Origin of the sequence: Seleniivibrio woodruffii (genome assembly GCF_004339245.1) — a bacterium.
In the GTDB taxonomy this organism is placed as follows: Bacteria; Chrysiogenota; Deferribacteres; order Deferribacterales; family Geovibrionaceae; genus Seleniivibrio; species Seleniivibrio woodruffii.
Map to the genome: position 1 here is coordinate 254,702 of NZ_SMGG01000005.1, position 23,214 is coordinate 277,915.

Annotated in this window: 21 protein-coding genes; 5 read left to right on the forward strand and 16 right to left on the reverse strand. The window is 49.2% G+C overall.

Going from position 1 to position 23,214, the window contains the following annotated elements:
- Nucleotides 1-19 precede the first annotated feature (19 nt).
- From C8D98_RS10780 to C8D98_RS10855, 16 genes are all read right to left on the reverse strand, one after another.
- Complete coding sequence (locus C8D98_RS10780) at nt 20-1,222, reverse strand: peptidase U32 family protein (protein WP_132874156.1); 1,203 nt, start codon at nt 1,220-1,222, stop codon at nt 20-22.
- The gene (locus tag C8D98_RS10785; RefSeq protein WP_132874157.1) at nt 1,222-1,788 is read right to left on the reverse strand and encodes an O-methyltransferase; all 567 of its coding nucleotides are present in this window, start codon (nt 1,786-1,788) and stop codon (nt 1,222-1,224) included. The genes C8D98_RS10780 and C8D98_RS10785 overlap by 1 nt, the downstream gene beginning before the upstream one ends.
- On the reverse strand, nt 1,788-2,273 hold the full coding sequence (locus C8D98_RS10790) for a MotE family protein (RefSeq protein ID WP_132874158.1): 486 nt from the start codon (nt 2,271-2,273) through the stop codon (nt 1,788-1,790). Before C8D98_RS10790 ends, C8D98_RS10785 begins: the two co-directional genes overlap by 1 nt.
- Complete coding sequence (locus tag C8D98_RS10795; RefSeq protein WP_132874159.1) at nt 2,266-2,694, reverse strand: flagellar export protein FliJ; 429 nt, start codon at nt 2,692-2,694, stop codon at nt 2,266-2,268. The genes C8D98_RS10790 and C8D98_RS10795 overlap by 8 nt, the downstream gene beginning before the upstream one ends.
- Entirely contained in the window at nt 2,691-4,001 is a 1,311-nt protein-coding gene (gene fliI, locus C8D98_RS10800; protein ID WP_132874160.1) for a flagellar protein export ATPase FliI, read from the reverse strand. Before fliI ends, C8D98_RS10795 begins: the two co-directional genes overlap by 4 nt.
- On the reverse strand, nt 3,970-4,839 hold the full coding sequence (locus tag C8D98_RS10805) for a FliH/SctL family protein (RefSeq protein WP_132874161.1): 870 nt from the start codon (nt 4,837-4,839) through the stop codon (nt 3,970-3,972). Before C8D98_RS10805 ends, fliI begins: the two co-directional genes overlap by 32 nt.
- Nucleotides 4,840-4,851: 12 nt before the next feature.
- Nucleotides 4,852-5,850: a flagellar motor switch protein FliG gene (gene fliG, locus C8D98_RS10810; protein WP_132874162.1), complete on the reverse strand. Its 999-nt coding sequence runs from the start codon at nt 5,848-5,850 to the stop codon at nt 4,852-4,854.
- Between the two features lie 6 nt (nt 5,851-5,856).
- Nucleotides 5,857-7,524, reverse strand: coding sequence for a flagellar basal-body MS-ring/collar protein FliF (gene fliF, locus C8D98_RS10815; RefSeq protein WP_132874163.1), 1,668 nt, complete (start codon nt 7,522-7,524; stop codon nt 5,857-5,859).
- Between the two features lie 54 nt (nt 7,525-7,578).
- The gene (gene fliE, locus C8D98_RS10820; RefSeq protein ID WP_132874164.1) at nt 7,579-7,884 is read right to left on the reverse strand and encodes a flagellar hook-basal body complex protein FliE; all 306 of its coding nucleotides are present in this window, start codon (nt 7,882-7,884) and stop codon (nt 7,579-7,581) included.
- Between the two features lie 163 nt (nt 7,885-8,047).
- Nucleotides 8,048-8,452: a flagellar basal body rod protein FlgC gene (gene flgC / locus C8D98_RS10825; protein WP_132874165.1), complete on the reverse strand. Its 405-nt coding sequence runs from the start codon at nt 8,450-8,452 to the stop codon at nt 8,048-8,050.
- A gap of 9 nt (nt 8,453-8,461) precedes the next feature.
- The gene (gene flgB, locus C8D98_RS10830) at nt 8,462-8,869 is read right to left on the reverse strand and encodes a flagellar basal body rod protein FlgB (RefSeq protein ID WP_132874166.1); all 408 of its coding nucleotides are present in this window, start codon (nt 8,867-8,869) and stop codon (nt 8,462-8,464) included.
- A gap of 79 nt (nt 8,870-8,948) precedes the next feature.
- The gene (locus C8D98_RS10835) at nt 8,949-9,149 is read right to left on the reverse strand and encodes a hypothetical protein (protein ID WP_132874167.1); all 201 of its coding nucleotides are present in this window, start codon (nt 9,147-9,149) and stop codon (nt 8,949-8,951) included.
- The gene (locus C8D98_RS10840) at nt 9,139-9,705 is read right to left on the reverse strand and encodes an ATPase (RefSeq protein ID WP_132874168.1); all 567 of its coding nucleotides are present in this window, start codon (nt 9,703-9,705) and stop codon (nt 9,139-9,141) included. Before C8D98_RS10840 ends, C8D98_RS10835 begins: the two co-directional genes overlap by 11 nt.
- 2 nt (nt 9,706-9,707) lie before the next feature.
- The gene (locus C8D98_RS10845) at nt 9,708-11,135 is read right to left on the reverse strand and encodes a sigma-54-dependent transcriptional regulator (RefSeq protein ID WP_132874169.1); all 1,428 of its coding nucleotides are present in this window, start codon (nt 11,133-11,135) and stop codon (nt 9,708-9,710) included.
- 9 nt (nt 11,136-11,144) lie between these two features.
- Nucleotides 11,145-12,272: a sensor histidine kinase gene (locus C8D98_RS10850; protein WP_243640963.1), complete on the reverse strand. Its 1,128-nt coding sequence runs from the start codon at nt 12,270-12,272 to the stop codon at nt 11,145-11,147.
- Nucleotides 12,248-14,866 carry a tetratricopeptide repeat protein gene (locus C8D98_RS10855; protein WP_132874170.1) on the reverse strand — a complete coding sequence of 873 codons (2,619 nt, stop codon included), beginning with the start codon at nt 14,864-14,866 and terminating at the stop codon, nt 12,248-12,250. The genes C8D98_RS10850 and C8D98_RS10855 overlap by 25 nt, the downstream gene beginning before the upstream one ends.
- Nucleotides 14,867-15,236: 370 nt before the next feature.
- Between C8D98_RS10855 and C8D98_RS10860 the strand changes: the two genes are divergently transcribed.
- From C8D98_RS10860 to C8D98_RS10880, 5 genes are all read left to right on the forward strand, one after another.
- Nucleotides 15,237-16,127 carry a chemotaxis protein CheV gene (locus tag C8D98_RS10860; RefSeq protein WP_132874171.1) on the forward strand — a complete coding sequence of 297 codons (891 nt, stop codon included), beginning with the start codon at nt 15,237-15,239 and terminating at the stop codon, nt 16,125-16,127.
- Nucleotides 16,128-16,142: 15 nt separating this feature from the next.
- Nucleotides 16,143-16,925 carry a tol-pal system protein YbgF gene (gene ybgF / locus C8D98_RS10865; protein WP_132874172.1) on the forward strand — a complete coding sequence of 261 codons (783 nt, stop codon included), beginning with the start codon at nt 16,143-16,145 and terminating at the stop codon, nt 16,923-16,925.
- A 152-nt stretch (nt 16,926-17,077) separates the two neighbouring features.
- Nucleotides 17,078-18,472: a sigma-54-dependent transcriptional regulator gene (locus C8D98_RS10870; RefSeq protein WP_132874173.1), complete on the forward strand. Its 1,395-nt coding sequence runs from the start codon at nt 17,078-17,080 to the stop codon at nt 18,470-18,472.
- On the forward strand, nt 18,456-20,513 hold the full coding sequence (gene rnr, locus C8D98_RS10875) for a ribonuclease R (protein ID WP_132874174.1): 2,058 nt from the start codon (nt 18,456-18,458) through the stop codon (nt 20,511-20,513). The genes C8D98_RS10870 and rnr overlap by 17 nt, the downstream gene beginning before the upstream one ends.
- Nucleotides 20,514-20,579: 66 nt before the next feature.
- Nucleotides 20,580-23,003: an EAL domain-containing protein gene (locus C8D98_RS10880; RefSeq protein WP_132874175.1), complete on the forward strand. Its 2,424-nt coding sequence runs from the start codon at nt 20,580-20,582 to the stop codon at nt 23,001-23,003.
- The last annotated feature ends 211 nt before the right edge of the window (nt 23,004-23,214 follow it).

Sequence of the window (23,214 nt, forward strand, 5' to 3'; positions counted from 1 at the left end):
TGGCAGTCTCATCCATTAACTATTTCTCGTATCGTCTTATTATGCTTCCTGCCGGAAGTTTCAGCCCTTTCAGGATACACTTTATCCCCGGCTTGGTGAACTCCAACGGCTTACCGTTTGGTTCGGTGATTGCACCGGTCAGAATATGTGTCTCCTCCATGTCGGGAGTGAGCACGCTGACAGCTTCGTCCGCCGCAAACTTGCCCTTGGCCTCAATGAGGGTTCCGTCTTCGGCGTCACCCAGAACCTGCCCAAGATATTCACATCCCCTTATATAGCTTGATGTGCCGTAGTTCATGCTCTTGTGGTCGGCCTCGCTGTCGTAGAAAGCCTCTGTATATTCCCTGTGGCTGACGCTTTGTAGCATCTCCATCCATCTTTTGTCTGTGATGTAATTGCCTTGGATGGCTTTTTCGATGGCCTGCCTGTACACACCCGTAACAACGGAAACGTACATGACGCTCTTCATCCGCCCCTCTATCTTAAGGCTCTTCACGCCCGCATCGGTGAGCTCACCGATACGGTCTATCAGACATAAATCCTTGCTGTTGTAGAAATATGTGCCCCTTTCGTCCTGCTCCACAGGATAATACTGTCCTTCCCTGCTCTGTTCCACCAGAGCATAGTTCCAGCGGCAGGGCTGTGCGCAGTCCCCTGCGTTTGCGTCCCGTCCGGTCATATAGTTGCTGATGAGACAGCGTCCGGACATGGATATGCACATTGCTCCGTGGACGAACACCTCTATCTCGCATGAGGTGTTTTTGCAGATATGCCGTATCTCTTCGCCTGAAAGCTCACGGGCGAGTATCACCCGCTCCGCTCCCATTTCGTGCCAGAACTCAACGGCGGCAAGGTTTGTCACGTTTGCCTGAGTGCTGATGTGTATGGGGATTTTCGGTGCATATTTTTTTGCGTAGTGGAAAACTCCGGGATCGGAGACTATCACCGAGTCGGGCTTTATCTCCGAAAGCAGACCGAAATACTCTTTCAGCCCTTCAAATTCTCCGTTTTTAAGGTATGCGTTAACCGTCACATACCCTTTTTTGCCGTTGGCACGCAGAAAAGCGAAGGCTTCCGCCATTTCGTCCGCTTCAAAATTGCCCGCACGGGCACGCAGGCCGAAGCCGCTTCCGGCAAAATAGACCGCATCCGCACCAAACTGCACAGCGGCCTGCATCTTTTCAAAACTCCCTGCGGGAGCAAGCAGTTCCGGTTTGTTCATCATTTCCTCTTGGCGGCAACGACAACGCCGCCCGTCAGCGGCAGAACACTGCACACTGTTGTATTTTTGATATGGGCGATAAGCTCCCTGAGAGCCGTTGTCGCCCCGATATATCTTTTCGGTATCTCGCAGTCCTCGTCAAATATGTGACCGTACATGAACATATCGTCCAGAACGATGAAACCGCCGTCGTTCAGCAGTTTTTCCGCATAGTAATATGCGATGGGGTACTGCCTTTTCATGGAGTCTATGAATATCATGTCATAGGTTTCGGTGCAGTTTTTCATAAACTCAACGCCGTCGGCGTTTATGAACGTTGTGTCGGGAAATTTTGCGCAGATTCTTCTTGCCTGTTCCAGCCGCATCTCGTTTCTGTCCAGACAGGTCATCTTCGCCCCGCCTGAACCTGATGCCATATAATAGCTTGAAACGCCTATTCCGCAGCCTATCTCCAATATGCTTTTGGGTCTTAAAGCCTTTGTAAAAGTTTCCAGAAATTCGCCTACGTCAGGCTCAACGGACGGTGTCTGGAAGGTCACCGCCTCTTCGTGCAGGTGTGGATACATCAGTTCTGCACGCCCTGAATTTTTTCGGGTGTCAGTTTTTCCGATATTTTTGCCGCAAAGGCGGGGTCGAGGGTTCCCATGGCCGAAAGAATCTTTCCGGCGGTCATGGAGGGAAGTCGCTGAAACAGCTGAACGGCCTTGTCCAGATCCATCTTAACGATCACCTGAGCCGCACTCTTGGCTTTGGCCGAGTTGTAGTCCTTGGCCAGCTTGTCCAGATTTGCATCCTCCTGAACCTTAATCTCTTTCAGGCGGGCGTTGACCGCCTCCTGCATCTTGCGGATGTCTATCTCTTTCTGGATGAGGTTGTCCTCCAGAGCTTTCAGCCTGTCCTCTTTCTGGCGGACGGCCTTCTCTCTGTTGTCCAGTTCTTTCTTTCTGACGTCCAGCTGTTTGGAAATGGCCTGCAGATCCGCCAGATTTTCCCCGTGGACAGGCAGCACGAACGCCGCCGCTATAACAGCTGTAATGATAATCTTATTCATCTGATCTCCCGCTCCTTGAGATTGCCAGCTCGTCGATGAGCTTCATCTCCTCTTTGTTCAGAAACGCTCTGAAATTTTCGATATGCTTGTCTTTCAGCTTCTCCATCACCTTGTGACGCTCGATGGATTCCAGAACCTTCTTCTTCTGAATTTCGATTCCGGTCTCAATCTGCCTTTTAACCTTGATGAGCTGCTGTTTGTCTTCGTTCAGTTTTTTAATGTATTTTTCGAAAAGAACCCGCATTGCGGAGTTTGCGCTGTCGCTTTCGGCAATTTTGGTCTCAATCTCAGCCTGAACAGCCATAATGCGGTTTCTGTTTTCCAGAAGTCTGGTGTTAAGCACCGAGAGCTTGCCCTTTTCTATCTCGACAACCCGCTCTCTGTATTCAAGGACTTTCTGTAGTCTGAACTGCCGCTTCATGAGATGCCGACTATTTTATCTATCATGCCCGCACTCTCATCCAGAGTGAAGGATTCGTTTATCCTCTGCCTTAAAAATCCGTTAATATCGTTTATCTTCGAAATGGATTCGTCAATCTTCGGGTTGCTGCCTTTAACGTATGCGCCGATGTTAACAAGGTCTTCCGCCTCGTTATATGTGGCCAGAAGGTCACGGAAACGGCCGGCGTTGTCATACTGCCTGTCGGTGACTATCTCTTTCATGAGTCGGCTTGCGCTGTTGAGAACGTCTATTGCGGGATAATGGTTTTTCCCCGCCAGTGCCCTTGAGAGCACAATGTGTCCGTCGATGATTGAACGGACGGTATCACCTATGGGGTCGTTCATGTCGTCCGCCTCAACCAGAACAGTGTAAAGCCCTGTTATTGAGCCGGGACCCTTCTGTGTGCCTGCCCTTTCAAGAAGTTTCGGCAACAGACCGAAAACCGAAGGCGTGTAACCTTTTGTGGTGGGCGGTTCGCCGACAGTCAGACCTATCTCCCTCTGCGCCATGGCAAAACGGGTTACAGAGTCCATCATAAGCATTACATTAAGCCCTTTGTTGCGGAAATACTCGGCTATGGCCGTTCCCACGAACGCACCGAGTTTTCGCACCAGAGCCGACTGGTCGGAGGTTGCAACCACCACCACGCTGCGCTTAAGCCCCTCTTCGCCCAGATCTCTCTCTATGAACTCACGCACCTCACGTCCACGCTCGCCTATTAGGGCGATAACGTTTACGTCTGCGTTTGTGTTTCTGGCTATCATACCCAGAGTGACGGATTTACCCACGCCGGAACCCGCAAAAATACCGACCCTCTGTCCCATGCCCACAGTGATAAGGTTGTCGATGGCCTTTATGCCTGTTGCGATCGGGTCCTTTATTATCTCTCGTTCGAGAGCCTGCGGGGGGCTGTTATACACGTTGATGAGGTCGAAATCCCGTATGGGGCCTTTGCCGTCCAGCGGGTTTCCCAGTCCGTCGAGCACTCTGCCCAGCAGACCGTCGCACACCTTGACCGTGTTTCCGTATGATTCGTTTGTGACGGGTGCGCCGGGTGCGATCCCCTCGCTCTCCCCATAGGGCATAAGCACTATCCTGTCGTCCTTAAAACCCACTATCTCCGCCAGGATCTCGTTTCCGCCGTATCCTTCGATTCGGCATCTCGTACCGATACCCAGCAGAGGGCCGTCAGCCTCTATTGTGAGTCCGACAATCTTTGTTACCCTGCCCTTGATCTGAACCGAGGGCTTATGGTCAACTGCCTTCAGGCGTGCCAAATTCTTCATGTATCCTTTCCGCAAATTCGTCCAGCATCCTTTCAATACAGAAATTCAGCTCTCCGACATTTGTCTGCACTTTAAGACTTCCCTTTGCGACATTTCTGTCGGGCTGGGTTTCGTAATCGGGGAATACCACAGACATGGTGGCAACGTCGTCCGGATTCACCAGAAAAACTATCTTCTCCATATCCCGCAGGGAATCGAGACTCTTTCTGGTAACCGACACCACAAGGTCATTGTTTATCTTGCGCTCGGTTCCGATGATATCCGTCACCATAGACGTGACTATATCGGGCAGCTGGGCATCCAGCTGATCAACGGCACTTCTGAAAACCGCCGCCTGAGCTATAACTTCGTTGTAAGTGGCCTGAAGTTTGGCCAGATAATCCGCCTGTTCGGCATCATAGGCTTTTTTGGCCTTTTGTTCGCCCTCAACAAGTCCTCTGTTCATTCCGTCGGCCATACCCTTCTGATATGCCTCCCTGCGGATGGCTTCCAGTTCCTCTTCGGTGATGGATGGCTTTTCCGGTTCCGCATCGGCCTCCGTCTGAACGGCCTCTTCGGAATGAACGATAAGCTCTTTCGGAGCGCTGTCGAATGATTCGGGGACAAATTTCTTAGGGCGGACAGCCCCCGCATCCTGAACCACAACGGCTCTGTGCAGTTCAACTTCCTCATCAAAACTGGCGACCTTCATCTGAGTTTCGCCGGGGACATAGTCCATCTCGCCGACCTTAATAAGGTCGAAAGGACGCTGACCTCGCTCCACCTCTTCATACACGGTGAAGTCGAAACTGCGCAGTTTTTTAGGATTCAGTTTGCTGTCTTTAATGATTCTGGACATAAACCACCGTCATTAAACGTACTGGTCTTCGTCACCGCCGCCGATGCTGACGATGCCCTCTTCCTCAAGCTCACGGACAATGGAGACTATCTCGTGCTGAGCTTTCTCCACCTCTTTCAGCTTGACGGGGCCCATATATTCCATCTCCTCTTTCATGGTCTCAACTGCACGTTTGGACATATTTTTGAAGAAACGCTCCTGCATCTCCTCGTCCGTACCTTTGAGAGCCATTGTGAGGGCTTTTTTGTCGGCTTTTTTCAGGATCTCCTGAAGTGCAACGTCGTTGAGAGTTTTGATGTCCTCGAAAACGAACATCATATCCCTGATGGCAGCAACAAGCTCCGGACTCTCCTTTTCCAGTTTTTCCAGAGTGTTTTTGCTGGTGGTTCTGTCCATACGGTTGAATATCTCCGCAACGGATTTTACGCCGCCCACCTCAACGTTGTAAGACGAAAGGGATTCGAACCTCTCCTCCAGAACCCTTGCAAGGGTCTTTACCACCGAAGGCGAGATATCCTGAAGATTTGAAATACGCAGGGTAATGTCCGCCTTCATATCTTCGGGAAGCTGTGCCAGCGACTCCGCCGCCTGCGACGGGTCGAGGTGGGCAAGGATCAGTGCGATGGTCTGGGGATGTTCGGTCTGTATGAATTTTGCAAGCTGTTTCGGGTCGATCTTCGCAAGAAAGTCGAAGCCCGAAGACTGCTCCAGCATTTTTGTAAGTCTGTCGATGATCTTTCTGGCACGCTCAGGCCCCAGAGACTTCACCAGAACGCTCTTGGCATATTCAAGACCGCCCTTTGCGATGAATTTTTTGGCGAGCATCATGTTGTAAAAATCTTCGATGTACTCGTCCATCTTTTCAGGAGACACAACTCTGGTGGTGGCTATCTCTTTTGAAAGTTCCGCCACCTCGTCCTCGTCAAGAAATGCCAGAACGGGAGCCGTAATCTCTTCTCCCAGAGCAATCATTATCGCTGCGGCTCTTTTAAGTCCCTCGTCAGACATCATATGACGCTAGTCTCCTTTCAAAAGTGTTTTCACAAGGTTTGCCATGGCTTCGGGATCGTCGGAGGCAAATTCCTCTATCTTCTTAAGCATGACTTTGGATTTGACCGTTTCAACATCAAGCGGCGCACCCTCGTTCAGCTCGTTCTCAATCTCTCTTTCAAGCTCTTCCAGTGACTTGGGATATCTGTCGTTCATGTTAAGTTCAAGTCCGACATCGTCACGCCCCAGATCGCCGTAGGTGATGGAGCCGTCCTCGTGAACCGTGACAGGTTTGTCCATCTTCTTGAGGATCCTGCGGATAACGAGGAAATAGAACAGAAGAACTATCACAAACGCCAGAGCATATTTGGAAAGCATGGTGACAAGCTCCATAGTCTTCTCCCGCTTAAGCTCGGTGTCCTCCTGATCCTTTGCCGTGGTGTCAAAGGAGATGTTGGTCACCTCTATCTGGTCTTTTCTCTCTGCGTTGAAACCAACCGCCATTGAAACAAGGTTTTTGATGGACTGTATCTCGGCGGCTGTTCTGGGTTTTCCCACCAGAATGTCGGCACCCTTGTCGTCCTTGCCCGGTTCTTTCTTGTCGTCGACAACAACGGCAACGGTTATCCTGTTTATGGTTCCATAGGGCTTCTGCTCGACCGTAACGGTCTTGCCCACTTCAAAGTTCTGTGTCTCTTCGCTCTTGGTATATTCCTGATTCTGCCCTGCGGGGGTTATCTCCGGTTCGGCAAGGTTGCTCTGAACACCGGGAACGCCTTCGGGTGTCTGGGGGCTGTTTGAACTGTTTATCTCCATCGACTGCTGAGAACGGAGAACGGGGTTCGGGTCGAACTCCTCTTTGGTCACGTCCCTTTTGGCAAAGTCGATGTCAGCGGTGACTTTCGCAACTGCGCTTCCCACTCCCAGAGTTCTGCCGAGGATCTCGTTCACCTTGTTCTCAAGATCCTTTTCAACCTTGCGCTGATACTCAAGCTGTGTCTGGGTGAGCATAAGCGGTTCGGCGGAATCCGTCAGGAACTCGCTTAAGAGCCTGCCGGAGGTGTCGACTATCTGGACATTCTCAGGCTTAAGCCCTTTAACGGCTCCCGAAACTAAAGAAGCAATGGCTTTGACCTCTTCCCTGCCGAGGTTTTCATTGTTTCTGAGGCGCAGGACGACAGATGCTTTTGCATCCTCCTCATCGGAGATGAAAAGTCTGTCTTTGGGAAGTGTCAGGTGGACTCTGGCCTCGGCCACCTCTTTTATTGAGGAGATGGTTCTGGCAAGTTCGCCCTGAAGTGCACGCTGATAGTTGATGTTCTGCATGAACTCTGTCATGCCGAATGATGATTTGTCGAAAAGTTCAAGACCTGCGCCGCCGCCTGTGGGTATCCCCTCTTTGGCAAGGTTCAGCCTTGTTTCATAAACGTATTGTTCCGGAATGGTTATCTTTCCGCCGTTCTCCTCTATTTTGTAGGGGATCTTGCTGCCTTTCAGGTTGTCAACGACAGAAGCCGCATCCTCCTGACTGAGACCTGCGAAAAGTACCTTGTATGTCGGGCGGTTAGCCCAGTAGACAATTACGATGACAGAAATAACAACCGCCGCAACCGCAGCCGCAACAGATGCTTTCTGAAGAAGAGTCAGTTTTTTAAAAGTTTCCTGAAACTGGGAAACCATGTCCCCAAGAGCCATACACCCTCGCACATTTGATTTCCGGAATAAATGCAGTTACTCCGGTGTCAGTCATTAAACTTGAGTGCGGAGTATCTCCTGATATGCGTCCATAATTTTGTTACGGACTTCAAGCATCATTTTAAGAGATACGTCTGCTTTTTGCAGGGCGATCATGGTTGAATGTATGTCTTTGTTCTCTCCGCTCAGCATCTTCTGCACTGCGTCGTCAGCTGTCAGCTGTGCATTGTTAACGTCTTTAAGGGCGTCTTTGAGCAGCGCAGAGAAATCCACTTTGTCTTCAGACTTTTCGGCCTGAGATGAAGTAGCTGTCTCCAGTCTGTTGGGCAGTAAAAAATTCAACTTGTTAATCTCGGACATACCTGACCCCTGCTCCTACTACTATAATATACTAAGCCCTTATTTTACAACCTAATTTATCTAAACCGGAAATATGTTCCGCTTATTTAAACCGGGCTGTTCCGCCTGCGCCGTCCTTTCTGAGCGAATGTTTCCGGACGGCCGCCTATCTATCTAATATATACTATGCTTTACCTATTTCAAGTGCTCTCAGCGCAAGCTGTTTTGCCGTGTTGAGAACCGTTGTGTTCGCCTCATAGTTTCTGGAGGCATCCAGCATGTTCACCATCTCCTCAATGGGGTTCACATTGGGGTAGGCAACGTAGCCCTCTTCGTTTGCGTCCGGATGCTCCGGCTCATATTTAAGAAGGGGCGCTTTCTGGTCGGTCACCACACGGTCAACCTTAACCCCGCCTCTGTTCTCGCCTTCCATAAGAGTCTGAAAAACAACGTCTTTACGCTTATAAGGCCCGCCTTCGGCTGTTTTGGTGGTCTGCGCATTGGCAAGGTTTGCGGATATGGTTGAGATCCTTATCCTCTGTGCGCTCATTCCTGTTGCGGATACACCCATTATGTTAAAAAAGCTCATGGCGACCTCTTATCTGCTCTGGAGAATTTCTTTCAGCTTGGTGAACTTGCCCGCTGTCATCTGGGAAAACATCTGATAGCGAATGCTGTTTTCCGCCATCTGGCTCATCTCGTAGTCCTGATTTACGTCGTTTCCGTCGTTGCGGACAGAGGGGTTGTTCTGATCGTAAACATATTCGGAGGGGTCAATTTTGCTCATGGCCGTGGGAAGATGTTTCTCGTCTGTTCTGGCGAGGGGTAATTTTTTCCCGTTTCCAAGATATTCGTTCATGACGTTAAAAAACTTCAGGTCTTTCGCTTTGTATCCGGGAGTGTCAACGTTGGCAATGTTTTCGGCTATCACATCGTTTTTTACCGATGCGGTGTTCAGCGCAAGTGCCAGTTTGTCGACTCCCATTCTTGTGAAGATACCGTCCATTTTTTCCTCCGTGCAGTATTATAAGCAATATACATGCCGAAAGAGTCACATCACAAGGAACGGGTCGGACTATAGGGGATTATTCGGAAATTTTGAATTTGCCCGAACGGGGCTTTCTGCAAACGATCTTGTCGTCAGATATCTGCCAGCACAGTTTGCTGTCCCTGTTCACATAGACCAGGGGGATATTTTTGGATTTCAGGTCTTCCTGAGCCTGAAAAACTGCTTCTCTGAAAATTCTGTCGGCCTCTGCTGCCAACTCGTAGACACTATTTTTCACATCTCACCTTTAGCATTTCGTAGCGTCTGGTATCGAAAACCTGCGAAACACTGCCAAGTTTTTCAGCCACCTTCAGTGGTTCCATACCGCCATTATAGTACATAAACCAGAGATCCGCCAGAGTTTCGTACACCCTGAAGAAATTACAGATGCTCTTACGGGTTCTGGTTCTCACCACTTCGTCGGGAATGTAGTGTCCGCCGGCCTTCACACGCCCCTGTATCCTTTCGATGGAAACATCCGGACTGTCAACAAACAGATAGAAAAGGACAATTCTGTATCCCATCCCCTTCGCCTCGTTCAGTCTTCTGGCATAAGCAAGTCCCGAAAGGGTGGTCTCAAAAGCAACGGTCTTACCCGAATGAACGTAGCCCGAAAGATGCCTGAGCAGCTCTTTTCCCGCCGCCAGATTTCTGGTTCCGAAACCGCCACGCTGATATTCCGCAGCGATATCGTCGGCATTAAGAAATGGTATATCTTTCGCAGCACAGTATTTTCTGGCAAATGTGGTCTTGCCTGAACCGTTCGCCCCCGCTATCACATAGAGAGTCTTCATTTTCAGTCGCCCGAAACGTCGATTCCCATCTCACGGTATTCGTTCAGCTTGTTGCGCAGGGTGCGCACGGTAATACCCAAAAGCTCCGCCGCACGGGTTCTGTTGCCGTCGGTCTGCTTAAGGGTGTTAAGGATCAGCTCACGCTCCATATCGGCGATTGTACCGCCGAGAGTAAGCCCCGCCGCAGGCTTTTCCGCCTGCACGGAAACCGGCTCTGCTGTCTGGCAATCTCCTGATGCGGCTGAGATTTCCTGTTTATCCAGCAGAAACTGATTTATAGTTATCCCATGAAGGAAAAGATTTTTTTCGTTTATAACGTCATCACGGCAGAGAACCACGGCACGCTCGATGGTGTGCTCCAGTTCACGGACGTTGCCCGGCCAGTCGTAGTTCAGCAGTGCGTTTTTTGCATCGTCCGCAAGCCTGCACTGATTCTTTCCGTTTATCTGACAGTATTTTTCTATGAAGAATGAAACAAGTTCCATGATGTCGTCCTTGCGGTCACGCAGGGGCGGAAGCTCGATTGATATCACATTCAGACGGTAGTAGAGGTCTTCACGGAAGTTATTGGCCTCCACCTCTTTTTTAAGATCCCTGTTGGTGGTTGCCAGAATACGCACGTTGATGCGCACAGGCTTTGTACCGCCCAGCCTCTCTATCTCTTTTTCCTGAAGAACACGAAGCAGTTTTGCCTGAAGATGAAGGGGTATCTCTCCCAGTTCGTCAAGGAGTATTGTTCCGCCGTCCGCCAGTTCAAACTTGCCCGGCTTGCGGTTCACAGCTCCTGTGAAAGCTCCCTTCTCGTAGCCGAAAAGTTCTGATTCGATAAGATTATCGGGCAGTGCCGCACAGTTGACCGCCACAAAAGGGCCGTTCTTTCGGTTTGAGTTTTCGTGGATATAGCGGGCAAAGACCTCCTTACCCGTACCGGATTCTCCGGTGATAAGCACTGTGGCCTCGCTTGCGGCGACATCCCTTGCCAGTGAAAAAAGCTGTGCCATGAAGGCACTGCGGAATATTGCGGTATTCTTTTTCCGTTTGGATGAAGGAGCCACGTCCTCCAGCTCAAGCACCCTGCGCACCAGTTCCTCTATGACCTCCGGCGCAAAGGGTTTCAGTATATAGTCAAAAGCCCCCAGTTTAAGGGCGTCAACAGCATTATTAACGGTTCCGAAGGCAGTAACAAAGCAGACGGGAGCGGTCACGCCGGAACCGGTCAGAAGATTCAGCATACCCATTCCGTCCACAACTGGCATCCTCATATCGCTGATTATCAGGTCATACGGCAGTCTTGAGGCCTTTTCAAAACCCTCCTGCCCGTCGGTTGCATAGTCCACGGAAACGCCCATCCTGCGGACGGTCTCAACCATGGCCTCACGCATGTTGTCGTCATCATCAACAATCAGGATCTTTTTAGATGATAAATCCATAACAGCCCCTTATGCTGGAAATTCAACAATAAATTTAGTATAGGTTGCGCCGTCGCTGTCCACAGATATCTGGCCTCCGTGAGCCTTCATGATCTTATAAACGATGGCAAGCCCCAGTCCGGTTCCCTTGGCCTTCGTGGTCTGAAAGGGAATGAACAGTTTTTTCCGCATGGATTCGGTTATGCCGCTTCCGTTGTCGGTCACCGTAAAGCCCGACCTGTCGGCCTCCGAAAAGGATTCGATGACGATCTGCCCGCCCTCGCCGACGGCTTCTATGGCGTTGTGGACAATGTTCATCACAACCTGCTTGCAAAGCTCCGTGTCGCACCTGACGGTGTGCTCCTCGTCTATCCTGTTTATGAACCTGATACTCTTCTCTTTCATGAGATGCTGAAGATAAAGCACAACATCATCAATAATATCCGCCGTGAACCTGTTCTGAGGCTCCAGCTTTATCTCCTTAGTGAAAAGAAGTATATTGGAAATTATAGAATTTATCGTCCGCACACCCTTGACAATGGAGCGGGTCAGCTTAGTGCCGGACTCGTCACCCTTGAGGTCACGCTCCAGAAGCGAAGCGAAAAGCTCTATACTGCCCAGCGGGTTGCGTATTTCATGGGCGATGTTCGCCGCCATCTCGCCCATCAGCACCAGCTTTTCATCACGCTGGCGTTCGGCTTCCAGATGCTTAATGTGGCTCACATCGTCTATTATGTATACATATCCTTTCTGTTCAAGGTTTTCCAGACGTCCCACCGAAATGCGGAAGGTTCTGCCGTCCGCTTCCTGATCGAATATTCCCGGCTCTCTGTGCCCTGCCAGCATAGCGGCGAAAGCCTCTATGCCTATTTCGCTCAAAAGACTTTCGGCGGTGGGGTTTTTAACCAGAATGTTCCCTGCGGAATCAAGAGCCAGAACACAGCTGTTTGAGTTGTTCAGAACCGATTCCAGAAGACTGCTCAGTTTTGAAAGCTGAAGGTTCTTGTCTTCGACTTCCTCACGGAGCTTTTTGGCCTCTTCCTCTATGATGGCGTACTGCTGTTCCAGTTTTGCGGAGGCTTCGCTGAAAGCGGAGAAGGCCTGCGCCAGCATCTCCATTTCGCCTGTTTTGTCTAGTTTTTCAGGGAATTCCGCCACTTGACATCCTCCAGCTCGGCTTTTGCTGCAGATGCGTACACCGATTTGGGCACGCTCTCCATCAGCTCCATGAAAGCATTTCTGCTCTGGTCGGCCTTTCCCATCTTCTGATAGGCCTTGCCGAGGTAATAGAGTCCTTCCGCCCTTTTGTCGTCACGGGCGGCGTGTATCAGCTTGAACTGCTCCAGCACCTTTACGGAGCTGTCGAAGTTGTTCCTTTTAAAGAAGGATATACCCGTATCCAGATATATCTCGTCGTAGCCTTTGAAGCGTGATTTCGGATCTGAGTCCACCTTCATATAAAGGTCGAACAGCATCTTTTCACGTTTTATATCGTCAAACACGCCCTTGCTGAGAGCATAGGTCTCTTTTGCCGCATAGGCGGGGTCTTTCTTATATTTCGACAGCAGGTGGATGAGCAGATCCGGATTCTTTTTCTCAAGCTCCAGAACCAGATAGTCCATCATTTCAGCAGAGAAGATGTTCGGATCGACGTTCTGCACCTCTCTGCCCAGAAGCAGCGAAGTAAGCACGAAATAGGGATTCTTGCCGTTTTTGTTCCTGTCCAGAATCCTCTGAGCCTTGTCGCCCATTCCCAGCTTATAGAGAGCAAAGGCGGCGTAACTGTTCATTCTGTCTCTGAAATCAGCATTCGCACTGGTGATTATCGTTGTCTGATTCTTATCGTATACGCCAACAAGCTGAATGTAGGCCTGCTTTCTGTAATGTCCGCCTATCACGTTTGATATGGAGGCCTCAAGCATCTTGCGCACGTTATCTCTGTTTTTGCCGTTAGGGAACGATGTCAGATATTCACCGGCGATAACTATTGTTCCGTTGTAGTTTTTCGAGTCAAATACCTGCTTGGTATAGAAATATTTTGCTTCTTCAAGCATGGCGAGCCATTTTCCGGGGCTCACAAGGTCGGCGTTTTCAGCCAGATATTTGTTCAGGCTGTCCACAGTCTCTTTATATTTTCCGGCCTTGAACTTGTCACGGATCCCGCCAAAGCTGATATCCTGAAGTATCTCCAGAGCGTTCTTTTTATATACCGTGTCCGGATATTCCCTGAGCAGTCCTTCGGTTATACTCTTCGCCTGAGCATAGTTAGACTTCTTATATGCATCCCTCGCCTTGCTCAGAAGTATCTGCTGGCGGATGTTGTAAACTTCCGGCAGATGCTCGGAGGTGTAGTTGCGCTTTATGAACTCGCTGACCTTCCTGTCGGCCTCGTCAAATCTTTTCTCGCTGAAAAGTGCTCTTATGATAAGCATTTCCGCTTCGGAGCGTGTCTCGATGTCCTGAGATGTAAGAGGCCCTTTCAGATAGTCGCTCCACTCCTCGGACGATTTTTTGCCCAGATGTCTCTCTGCGTATGCAACAGAGCAGAGCATCCCGCCCTTTTTCCTCTGGAAGGTCTTTGCGCAGAATTCCAGCCTGTTGTCCACACTGAGGGGACTTCCGGTCTTTTTAAGGATCATGGCCGAGCGGTAAGCCGACATATCGGCTTCCTTGCTGGACGGGAACACTGAATATACCCTTTCGTAAAGGGCTCTGGCGGTGTCGTCCTGCGATTTGTTTTCAAAAACGTCCGCCATGGTATACAGAACCTCTGGTCCAAGCTTGTTCAGCTCGACACCGCTGTTCATCACGGTCAGGAATGACGAATATGCAAGGTCGTAGTCCTTCATTCTGGCCTGCAGCATGCCTATACGGGAGTTCTGCGGCCCCTCTTCCGACCTGAACTTTTCAATTATCTGCCTGCGGGTCTCGATTGCGTCCTTATATTTACCCATTTCGGTGTAAATGTCGGCTATGCGCTCGTATGCGGTCTTAATCACATCCGGCGCCCGCAGAGACTTTATCACGTTGTTGTATGCGAATATCGCCTCGTTATAGAGCTGAGCCAGCTCCTTTGCCTCGGCGGATTTTATCATTGCGTCCTTTTTGCGGAAGGAGTCGGGATATTGTTTCAGGAAATTGTCGAAAAGCTGTGATGCAAAAACGTAATTGTTGTAGTTATCCTTTCCGGTGTAGAGATATATAAGTCCCTGACGGAACATGGCTTCCTGTTTGTAGTAGTTGTTCTTGCCGGATTTTACTATACTCTCTGCCAGATTCATTGCATCGGTGTAGTTTCTGGACGCTATCAGACCGTCCAGCCTGCCGAGCGCCGCCTCCATCTCCGTATCCTCTATCTGCACCATATCCTTTGAGGCCACGGGCTGTTCTATTCCGTATCCGGTTTTTATATTGTCCGTCTGCTTCTTTTTGGCCACCACCAGTTTAAAATCCTTTCCGCTGGTGTTGACCGTGTAGTCGTTTCCGGGGAAAAGCGAGATGGTGAGTATGCGGCCGTTAACCGCTATAGAGCGGATGAACGGGTCGTTTATCCTGCCGCCGTCGATGCCTGAGAGAGGGGTTGACGATTCCACGGCGAGCATGTCGCTTCCCTTGCTGACGGATATTATCCTGTCGGCTATTCCGGTTATGACAAGCTCGCTGAAGTGCCCTCTGCCCCGCAGGTATATCCCCGCCGCAAAGGCATCGGCACATATCAGTGAAATCAGAATTATGACAAAGAATCTATGCATTTTATAATATTACATCATAAGGATGCATTTGGGCAAGTTTTACATTTTGGAGCGTAAATGAAAATCCACCCCAGCCCTCCTTTATAAAAGGAGGGAGCTCGTTTTGGGAAATTGCCGTTTAGATGCGAGCCAGACGAGGCGGGCGAGAAAAAATATGCGGAGTGTAACCATGCATCTGTCTCCATTCACCCATTAGATGCAAGCAGTACAAGGAAGGTGAGTTGAGCGGACTGTGAGCATACATAAAGTATGTGAGCAGTTCCGAGACGAAACTGACGCAGTAATGCGATGCATATAAACGGCAAAAAGCAAGAATTCATTGAATAACTTCAATATTCATGCTAGCCTAGAACAATATGAGAGGTCGAACATGGCACTAGATCACGGCATACTCCTTGAAACCGGAACGAACGAATTTGAAATAGTCGAATTCATAATCCGCACTGAAAGCAAAGAACACCACTTCTGCATAAACGTTGCGAAGGTGAGAGAGGTCATACGCTTTCCCCAGATAGTCCGTGTTCCTGATGCGCACCCTTCGGTGGTCGGCACGGCAAACATCCGCCAGAAGCTTATCCCCATAATCGACCTTGGTCAGTGGCTCGGCCTTAAATATGACAACGAATACACCGACAAAAAGATAATCGTCACCTTCTTCAACCACGAATACAACGGATTCGTAGTTGACGAGGTGGTACGCATCCACAGGATCACCTGGGCGGATATCAAAGATTATTCATCCATGACGGATTTCAGCCTTGTTGAAACCGTTCTGGGCGTTATAGACATAGGCGGAAACCTTATTCAGCTTCTGGATTTTGAAAAGATAGTTCTTGAGCTGAACCCCGACACCGCCCTGAAAGACGTTAACATAGACTTCTCCCTTACAGACCAGAGAAAGGGAAAGATAGTCTATCTTGCTGAGGATTCATCTGTTATCAGACGCTTCCTCGCATCCCACCTTGAGCAGGCGGGTTATTCCGTGTTCGCTTTTGAAAACGGAAAACTGCTGCTTGATCAGGTGGCCAGAAAAACACCCGACCTTGTAATAACCGACCTCGAAATGCCCGTTACCGACGGCGCTTTCGTGGTTAAAACCATCAGAGCCCGTGAGGACACCAAAACAATTCCCGTAATCGTTTTCTCCTCGCTGGCATCGGAAGAGAACGAAAGAAAGGTTCTCGGCGTCGGCGCAAACATTTTTATCGGAAAGCCTGACACCGACATTCTCGTTCAGAAAGTAGATCAGTTTCTGCTGTAACAAAAAGGAGGAGTAATGAAAAAAGCTGCCGTGGTCATCCTCGCAGGATTGGCACTCACCGCATGCGGTAATGACGACCTGTTGATTCAGAAGAGCATGAACAACATCAAGGACGAAATGCTGGGCATCCAGTCGACAATGGGCGACATGCAGATTAAGATTCAGGATCTTGACAAGAACATCAGAATAAACTCAGAAAACATCAATAAAAACTCCGAGGCTCTGACACAGCTGCGTGAAGAGATGACTGTTATGAACACAGACATCATTGAGCTGAAAGACAGAGTGGGCGCACTTGAAAAAGGCGGATCCTCAACATCCAAAACAGCTCCGCTGCCCTCCCCTGCGGACGACATGCCCTCAATGAAGGCTGCCGCACCCGTTAAGGACACTTCCGGAGTGATCATCATCGAAGACAACATGCAGGACAAACTCAGCCTGTACACATATGCATACGAACTCTACCGCAACGGAAAATATCCCGAAAGCGAGGCGAAGTTCAACGAGTTCATCAAAAAATATCCCAACGATGAGCGTGCGGACAACTCACTCTACTGGATAGGCGAGATAAGATACGGCACAAAGGACTTTAACGGCGCCATAGCAAAGTTTAAAGAACTGATGGCCGACTATCCCAACGGCAACAAGGTTCCCGATGCAATGCTTAAGCTGGCCTACAGCTACGGAAGCATCTCCGACAAAGAGAACAGCATCGCCACTCTGCAGAAACTGGTGGCCGAATATCCCGAATCGGAAGCGGCCAGACTGGGAAAACAGAAGCTGGCGCAGTGGAAATGATCCTTTAAACGGTAATTTCGAAAAGCACCCGCCTGAAACGGGTGCTTTTTTTTCGCTTTATACAGAAATGACTGCACATTAAATGGTCATTTGACCCACAAGGTGCAATTAGTTCTGTTGCTTATTTTTTCATCAAGGTATATAATAGCAAAATGAGAAAGATACGTGTTTTGGCCGTGGATGATGAAACCAACATCCTCTGGCTCTTAAAAGAAGGACTTACTGACGAGAAAATAGACGTTCTCACCACAGAAGACCCTTATATGGCAGAGAATTATCTGTCGAAGGGAGTGGATATCTGCTTTGTGGATATTTTTCTGGGGGAACACAACGGTATCAGACTGACCGAAAAATGGGCAGCAGCATATAAAGACACCCATTTCATAATAATGACGGCTCAGGACACAGGCTCAAACGTCATAGAATCCATCAAATCCGGCGCAAAGGACTTTTTTCCGAAACCTTTTGATCTTAACCAGCTCAAAAACAAAATCATAGCCCTTTGCGGAAAAATTGACCAGCACCCCATAGCTGACATCAAAGAATATGACTTTGAAACAAAAAACAAAAAGATGCTTGAGATATACAAGCTCATCGGCAAAATATCCAAGACAAACATAAACGTGCTTATCCTCGGCGAATCAGGAACAGGAAAAGAGGTTGTGGCCAGAATGATACACCGCCAGTCCGCCCGTTTCGACAAGCCGTTCATCCCCATAAACATGGCGGCAATCCCCAACGAACTGCTGGAAAGCGAACTTTTCGGCCACGAAAAGGGTTCGTTCACAGGCGCTGTCACCGACAAAAAGGGCAAGTTTGAAGAGGCACACACGGGAACCATCTTCCTTGATGAAATATCGGAGATGGATCTGGGGCTTCAGTCTAAACTGCTCCGTGTCATTCAGGAAAAAGAGGTCACCAAGGTCGGCTCCAGCCGCACCCTGAAACTGGACACAAGGATAATAGCCGCCTCAAACCGCAATCTGGAAGAGCTTGTGGCGCAGGGCAAATTCCGTGAGGATCTTTACTACAGACTGAATGTGGTCTCGATAGAGCTGCCTCCCCTTTACGAACGCAAAGAGGACACTGCATATCTGACAAACCACTTCCTCCATAAACACAAAACCATCAAGGACAGGGTTCTCACCTGTTCCGAAGAGGCTCTGGAAGCCCTCACCGCATACAGGTGGCCGGGCAACATCCGTGAGCTTGAAAACACAATACAATATGCAATCGTGAACGCAGAAACGGACATAATCATGCCCGAAAACCTGCCTTCCAAGATATTTGAACATAATCCCGCCGCAGGCTCAAAGAGCACGTCCAACGACCTCTATAAACTTGCGCTGGATATTATAGAATCGGAAACCTTATCAGACGGAAACAATGCATACGAAGAATATATGAAAATCGTGGAATTCCCTCTCATGAAAGCGGTTCTTGACAAAACAGGAAATAACAAGTCGATTTCCGCAAAAATCTTGGGTATAAACAGGAATACGTTCCGAAAAAAAGTGAGGGAACACGACCTTGAGCAGGATACTTAAAACCATAAAGAGTGCGGGCAAGCCCCTCACCTTCAAACAGATACTCTCCATGACGCAGGAAGACCCCAAACAGCTCAAACAGGAGCTGAAGGAGCTTACCCGCAAACGCAAAGTGAGAGCCAACCGCAACGGAACCTATTCTGTTCCTTCGGAAAAAGCCGAGTCAAAAACACTCACAGGAAAGATGGATCTGCATCCTGACGGCTACGGATTTATGTCCGTTGACGGCGGCGGGCGTGACCTTTTCATCCCCCGCAACAAAATGGGCGGCGCACTCCATGGCGACCGTGTGCGTGTTTCGGTGGAAACTTTCAGAGGCAAGCCAGAGGGCAAGGTTCTGGAGATCACCGAGCGGTCGGTTCAGCAGATAATAGGCAGGGCGGAGAACCTCGCAGGCATTCTGCGTGTGGTTCCTATGACCAAGAAATTCAACTCATACATATACGTTTCCGCCGCATCGGCAAAGGGCATTGAGAACGACGACATCGTCATGGTGGAGCTGACTTCCTATCCGGATGGTCAGAAAGCGGGCAGAGGAATAATCAAAAAACGCCTCGGAAAGCTCACCGATCCCAGAATCGAAGACCTCATAGTGCTCAACCGGTACAACATAGAGCGGGAATATCCGCAGGCGGTTGAGGAATACGTTAAATCCATCGCACCGAAACTGCTGAAAGAGGCGGGAAAACGCACCGATTTCAGAGACCTTACAACTGTCACCATCGACGGCGAGACCGCAAGAGACTTTGACGATGCCATCTCGGTTAACGTTACCGACACGGGATATGAGCTTTACGTCCACATAGCCGACGTGAGCCACTTCGTCCATCCGGACACCCCCGTGGACAAAGAGGCTTTTTCCAGAGGAACAAGCTTCTACTTCCCCGAATTTGCAGTGCCAATGCTCCCCGAAATGCTGTCGAACAACCTTTGCAGCCTTCGCCCCGACGAGGAGAAATTCACCCTTTCCGCCAAGATAACCTACGACGAAAAGGCACAGAGAAAACGCACCGATCTCTACCGCTCCATAATCAAGAGCAACCGGAGACTCACATATACATATGTTCAGGCAGTTCTGGACGAAACGGAAAAGGAGCAGGACAAAGAGATTCTGCGCCTGCTGAAAGATTCCGAACGTCTGGCTCTGCTCATCATGAAGCGGCGCAAAAAAGAGGGGATGCTGGATTTTGATTTCCCCGAAACGGAGTTCGATCTGGACGAAAACGGCGAAGTTGCCGCTGTGCGCCCCTCGGAAAGACATCTGTCACACCGGATAATCGAACATTTCATGATAGAGGCCAACGAGGTTGTGTCCGAGTTTCTGGAAAAACACGTCCAGAAGTCAGTATACCGGATACACGATAAGCCCGACCCCATGAAGCTTAACGATTTCTCACAGCTCGCAGAGAGCTTCGGAATAGCGGTCACAATTAAAGACGTAACCCCCAAAGAGGTGGCAAGAGCCAGCGAAGCGGTGGGAAAATCGCCCTACGGCGACATTCTGGGACCTGCACTTGTTCGCACCATGGCAAAAGCCGAATACAACACGAACAACATAGGCCACTTCGGTCTGGCCTCCGAATCATACACGCATTTCACCAGCCCCATCCGCCGATATCCCGACCTGATGGTGCACAGGCTGATATGCAACAGACTGTTCAACGCACACTACGAAGTTACAACCGACCTCGACACCGCCTGTCAGAAATCCACAGAAAATGAACAGCGGGCTGAGAATGCAGAACGTGACATCGAGCGTTTCAAAAAGGTAAAATACCTGATGAAGCATATGGACGAACCGTTTGCGGCAATAATAACCTCCGTGGGGCCTTTCGGTCTTTCTATCTATCTGCCAACGCTGATGATGAAAGGAACCATCACTCTGGAAGCCATTCAGGGGGACGTGTACCAGTATATCAAGAAAGCCCAGTTGGTTAAAGGAAAGCGCACCGGAGTAATGTACAGAGCGGCCGACCCCATCGAAGTGATGGCGGAACGTATAGATTATGACATTCAGGAAGCGTATTTTTACCCTCTGTAATAATTATCAGTTGCTTATATACCCGAATGGGTTATTATTGGTTATACATATAAATCGGGAAGTAATATGCTCGGCAAGTACTTAAACGAGAACAACATAGGGCGCATAAGCCTGATGAACATGGTTCTTGTGATTGTTATAATAACTGTTGCCATGATACTGTTCATCGCAAAACAGACAAGAAACGAATACGAAACCGAGCGGTCACAGCTTGTCAAAAATTATATTGACTCCAAAAAGCAGGTGGTCAACGGCGAGCTGGACAGAATGTTCAATATGGTGGACTACTACACCGGCAGGAACGAAGAGGTGCTCTCCGATGTGGTCAAAAACAGGGTGGACAAGATAGTCGAGCTCACCCGTTTCATAAGCGAAACCCTCAACAGACAGGGCAAGCCGCAGCTCCTTAAATACGAACTCGCCGAATATATAACCAAATACAGCTCAAACGAAACACCGGGTAACATCTATGTGATAGACAGCACAGGAAACGTTATCTACCATCCCCTTTTCCCCAGAGGCACAAACCTGTTCAATCTGAAATCCCCTTACGGCTCATACCCCATCCGTTCCGAACTTGAAGCCGTTTCCGAGAAGGGCAAATTCGTCGACACAACAATGCAGTTTGAAAAGGACAGCTCCAGATTCATACAGCAGACCACATACATCCGCAAAATCCCCGGCACAGACTGGTACGCCGGAGCGGCTTACAGCAGCTCAGAGCTGAAAGAGGTCGTTAAAAAACAAATGATGAAGCGGGTGGAGACAGTTCGCTTCGATAACTACGGTCACTATTTCATAATCAACTCCGACGGGACAGGCATTGCGCTTCCCGGCAACTCCAAACAGGAAGGAAAACTGCTGACCGACATAGGCGATTCGGCAGGAGTCAAATTCTACAAAGAACTCATGTCAGGCTCCATAAAAGAGAACAATTTCTACCTGTTCCACAGTCAGAACTATACCGACTGGAACAAGGTTTCACAGGTTATATCAAGCTGCCGCATGATGGAACAGTGGGGCTGGCTGATGTGCGCTTCAGTGTCCATCGACGACCTGACGCCCATAATCAACGAAAGGAACGCCGCACTTAATGAGAAACTGAGCAGAAACACACGCTATTCCCTTATTCTGTTCATAATATCTGCCACTCTGGCCGCCGGCATATCATGGTATTTCTCAAGACACGTTCAGCTGATATTCTCCAAATATAAAAAAGATATGGAAAACAGAAACAAAGACCTCGAAGAGCTGAACATAGAGCTTACCAATCAGCTCTACACAGATCACCTCACCGGACTGCCCAACCGGAACAAACTGGTTAGCGACCTTAACAATGTCAAAAATCCCATACTGATCCTGCTGAACATAGACTCATTCAAAAAGATAAACGAGACCTACGGGTTTATCATAGGCGACTTCGTGCTCATAGACGTTGGCGAGCGCATAGCATCCTTCAGCACCGACGTACATATGGAATGCTATAAGTTCCACGGCAACGAATATGTGATTCTGGCGGATTCGGACATGGACAGGGAAGAACTGGACAGACTGCTTGAAAAGCTCAGCAGTCACCTTGATTTCACTGTTAAATACGACGAACTGGAAATTGAAATAGACATAACCCTCACAGCGGGTGTGTCTGCGGAAAAAGGAAACGTTTTTGAAAAGGCCGGAATGGCAATGCGTCTGGCAGAGAAAAAGAAACAGCCGTTCATAATCTACGATTCCGCAATAGACATGGTGGATGAATACGAAAAGGATATCCGCTGGACGAAGATAGTCAAGCGCGCACTGAACGAGAACAACCTCGTTCCCTTCTATCAGCCCATCGCAAACTCCAGAACCGGCAAGGTGGAAAAGTTCGAATGTCTGGTGCGTATCATAGACAACGGAGAGGTGATAACCCCCTTCCAGTTCCTTGATATCATTAAGAAAACAAAGCTGTATCAGCATATTACCAAACGGGTTATCACAAAATCGTTTGAGACCTTCGCAGACAACAACTTCATCTTCACCATAAACCTCTCTATTGAGGACATCATGGACGAGACCACAGCCAGATTCATTCTGGACACCCTCCACGCAAGCGGCATAGCTGAGCGGGTGGTGTTTGAACTTCTGGAATCCGAAGGCATTGAAAGCTTTGCGGTTGTTAACGACTTCATAAAAGAGCTTAAAAAGACGGGAGCCATGGTGGCCATTGACGACTTCGGTTCAGGCTATTCAAACTTCGTCTACCTGTCCGAACTGAACGTTGATATCATCAAAATTGACGGCTCACTCATAAAGAACATTGACCACGACAGACAATCCCAGATCATCGTGGAAACAATAATCAAATTCGCAAACCAGCTGAACATCAGAACCGTGGCTGAGTTTGTCCACTCCGAAAGCGTCCGCAGAAAGGTCATCGACATGGGCATTGACTACATTCAGGGCTACCACGTCGGCAAACCCACAGCCAGCATCAAAGATTATCTGAACTGATAATAAGAACTCAGAGTGACGGCGTTTGTACAGCCTGCGTCATTCTGAACGCAGTGAAGAATCTCTCTGCAATGAGACTCTTCGCAAGCTCAGAGTGACGAAAAGCATTGTAAGCGACCGGAACTTGGTCGTTAGATGCAAGCAGTACAAGGAAGGGATTTAAAAAGGCTTTGAGCGTACACAGATGTACGTGATAAGGCTTTTTAAATCA

Excerpts from the sequence above, each read along its gene's own strand:
- C8D98_RS10780 (WP_132874156.1), bottom strand. The coding sequence starts at position 1,222 with ATGAACAAACCGGAACTGCTTGCTCCCGCAGGGAGTTTTGAAAAGATG.
- C8D98_RS10785 (WP_132874157.1), bottom strand. The coding sequence starts at position 1,788 with ATGTATCCACACCTGCACGAAGAGGCGGTGACCTTCCAGACACCGTCC.
- C8D98_RS10790 (WP_132874158.1), bottom strand. The coding sequence starts at position 2,273 with ATGAATAAGATTATCATTACAGCTGTTATAGCGGCGGCGTTCGTGCTG.
- C8D98_RS10795 (WP_132874159.1), bottom strand. The coding sequence starts at position 2,694 with ATGAAGCGGCAGTTCAGACTACAGAAAGTCCTTGAATACAGAGAGCGG.
- fliI (WP_132874160.1), bottom strand. The coding sequence starts at position 4,001 with ATGAAGAATTTGGCACGCCTGAAGGCAGTTGACCATAAGCCCTCGGTT.
- C8D98_RS10805 (WP_132874161.1), bottom strand. The coding sequence starts at position 4,839 with ATGTCCAGAATCATTAAAGACAGCAAACTGAATCCTAAAAAACTGCGC.
- fliG (WP_132874162.1), bottom strand. The coding sequence starts at position 5,850 with ATGATGTCTGACGAGGGACTTAAAAGAGCCGCAGCGATAATGATTGCT.
- fliF (WP_132874163.1), bottom strand. The coding sequence starts at position 7,524 with ATGGCTCTTGGGGACATGGTTTCCCAGTTTCAGGAAACTTTTAAAAAA.
- fliE (WP_132874164.1), bottom strand. The coding sequence starts at position 7,884 with ATGTCCGAGATTAACAAGTTGAATTTTTTACTGCCCAACAGACTGGAG.
- flgC (WP_132874165.1), bottom strand. The coding sequence starts at position 8,452 with ATGAGCTTTTTTAACATAATGGGTGTATCCGCAACAGGAATGAGCGCA.
- flgB (WP_132874166.1), bottom strand. The coding sequence starts at position 8,869 with ATGGACGGTATCTTCACAAGAATGGGAGTCGACAAACTGGCACTTGCG.
- C8D98_RS10840 (WP_132874168.1), bottom strand. The coding sequence starts at position 9,705 with ATGAAGACTCTCTATGTGATAGCGGGGGCGAACGGTTCAGGCAAGACC.
- C8D98_RS10845 (WP_132874169.1), bottom strand. The coding sequence starts at position 11,135 with ATGGATTTATCATCTAAAAAGATCCTGATTGTTGATGATGACGACAAC.
- C8D98_RS10855 (WP_132874170.1), bottom strand. The coding sequence starts at position 14,866 with ATGCATAGATTCTTTGTCATAATTCTGATTTCACTGATATGTGCCGAT.
- C8D98_RS10860 (WP_132874171.1), top strand. The coding sequence starts at position 15,237 with ATGGCACTAGATCACGGCATACTCCTTGAAACCGGAACGAACGAATTT.
- ybgF (WP_132874172.1), top strand. The coding sequence starts at position 16,143 with ATGAAAAAAGCTGCCGTGGTCATCCTCGCAGGATTGGCACTCACCGCA.
- C8D98_RS10870 (WP_132874173.1), top strand. The coding sequence starts at position 17,078 with ATGAGAAAGATACGTGTTTTGGCCGTGGATGATGAAACCAACATCCTC.
- C8D98_RS10880 (WP_132874175.1), top strand. The coding sequence starts at position 20,580 with ATGCTCGGCAAGTACTTAAACGAGAACAACATAGGGCGCATAAGCCTG.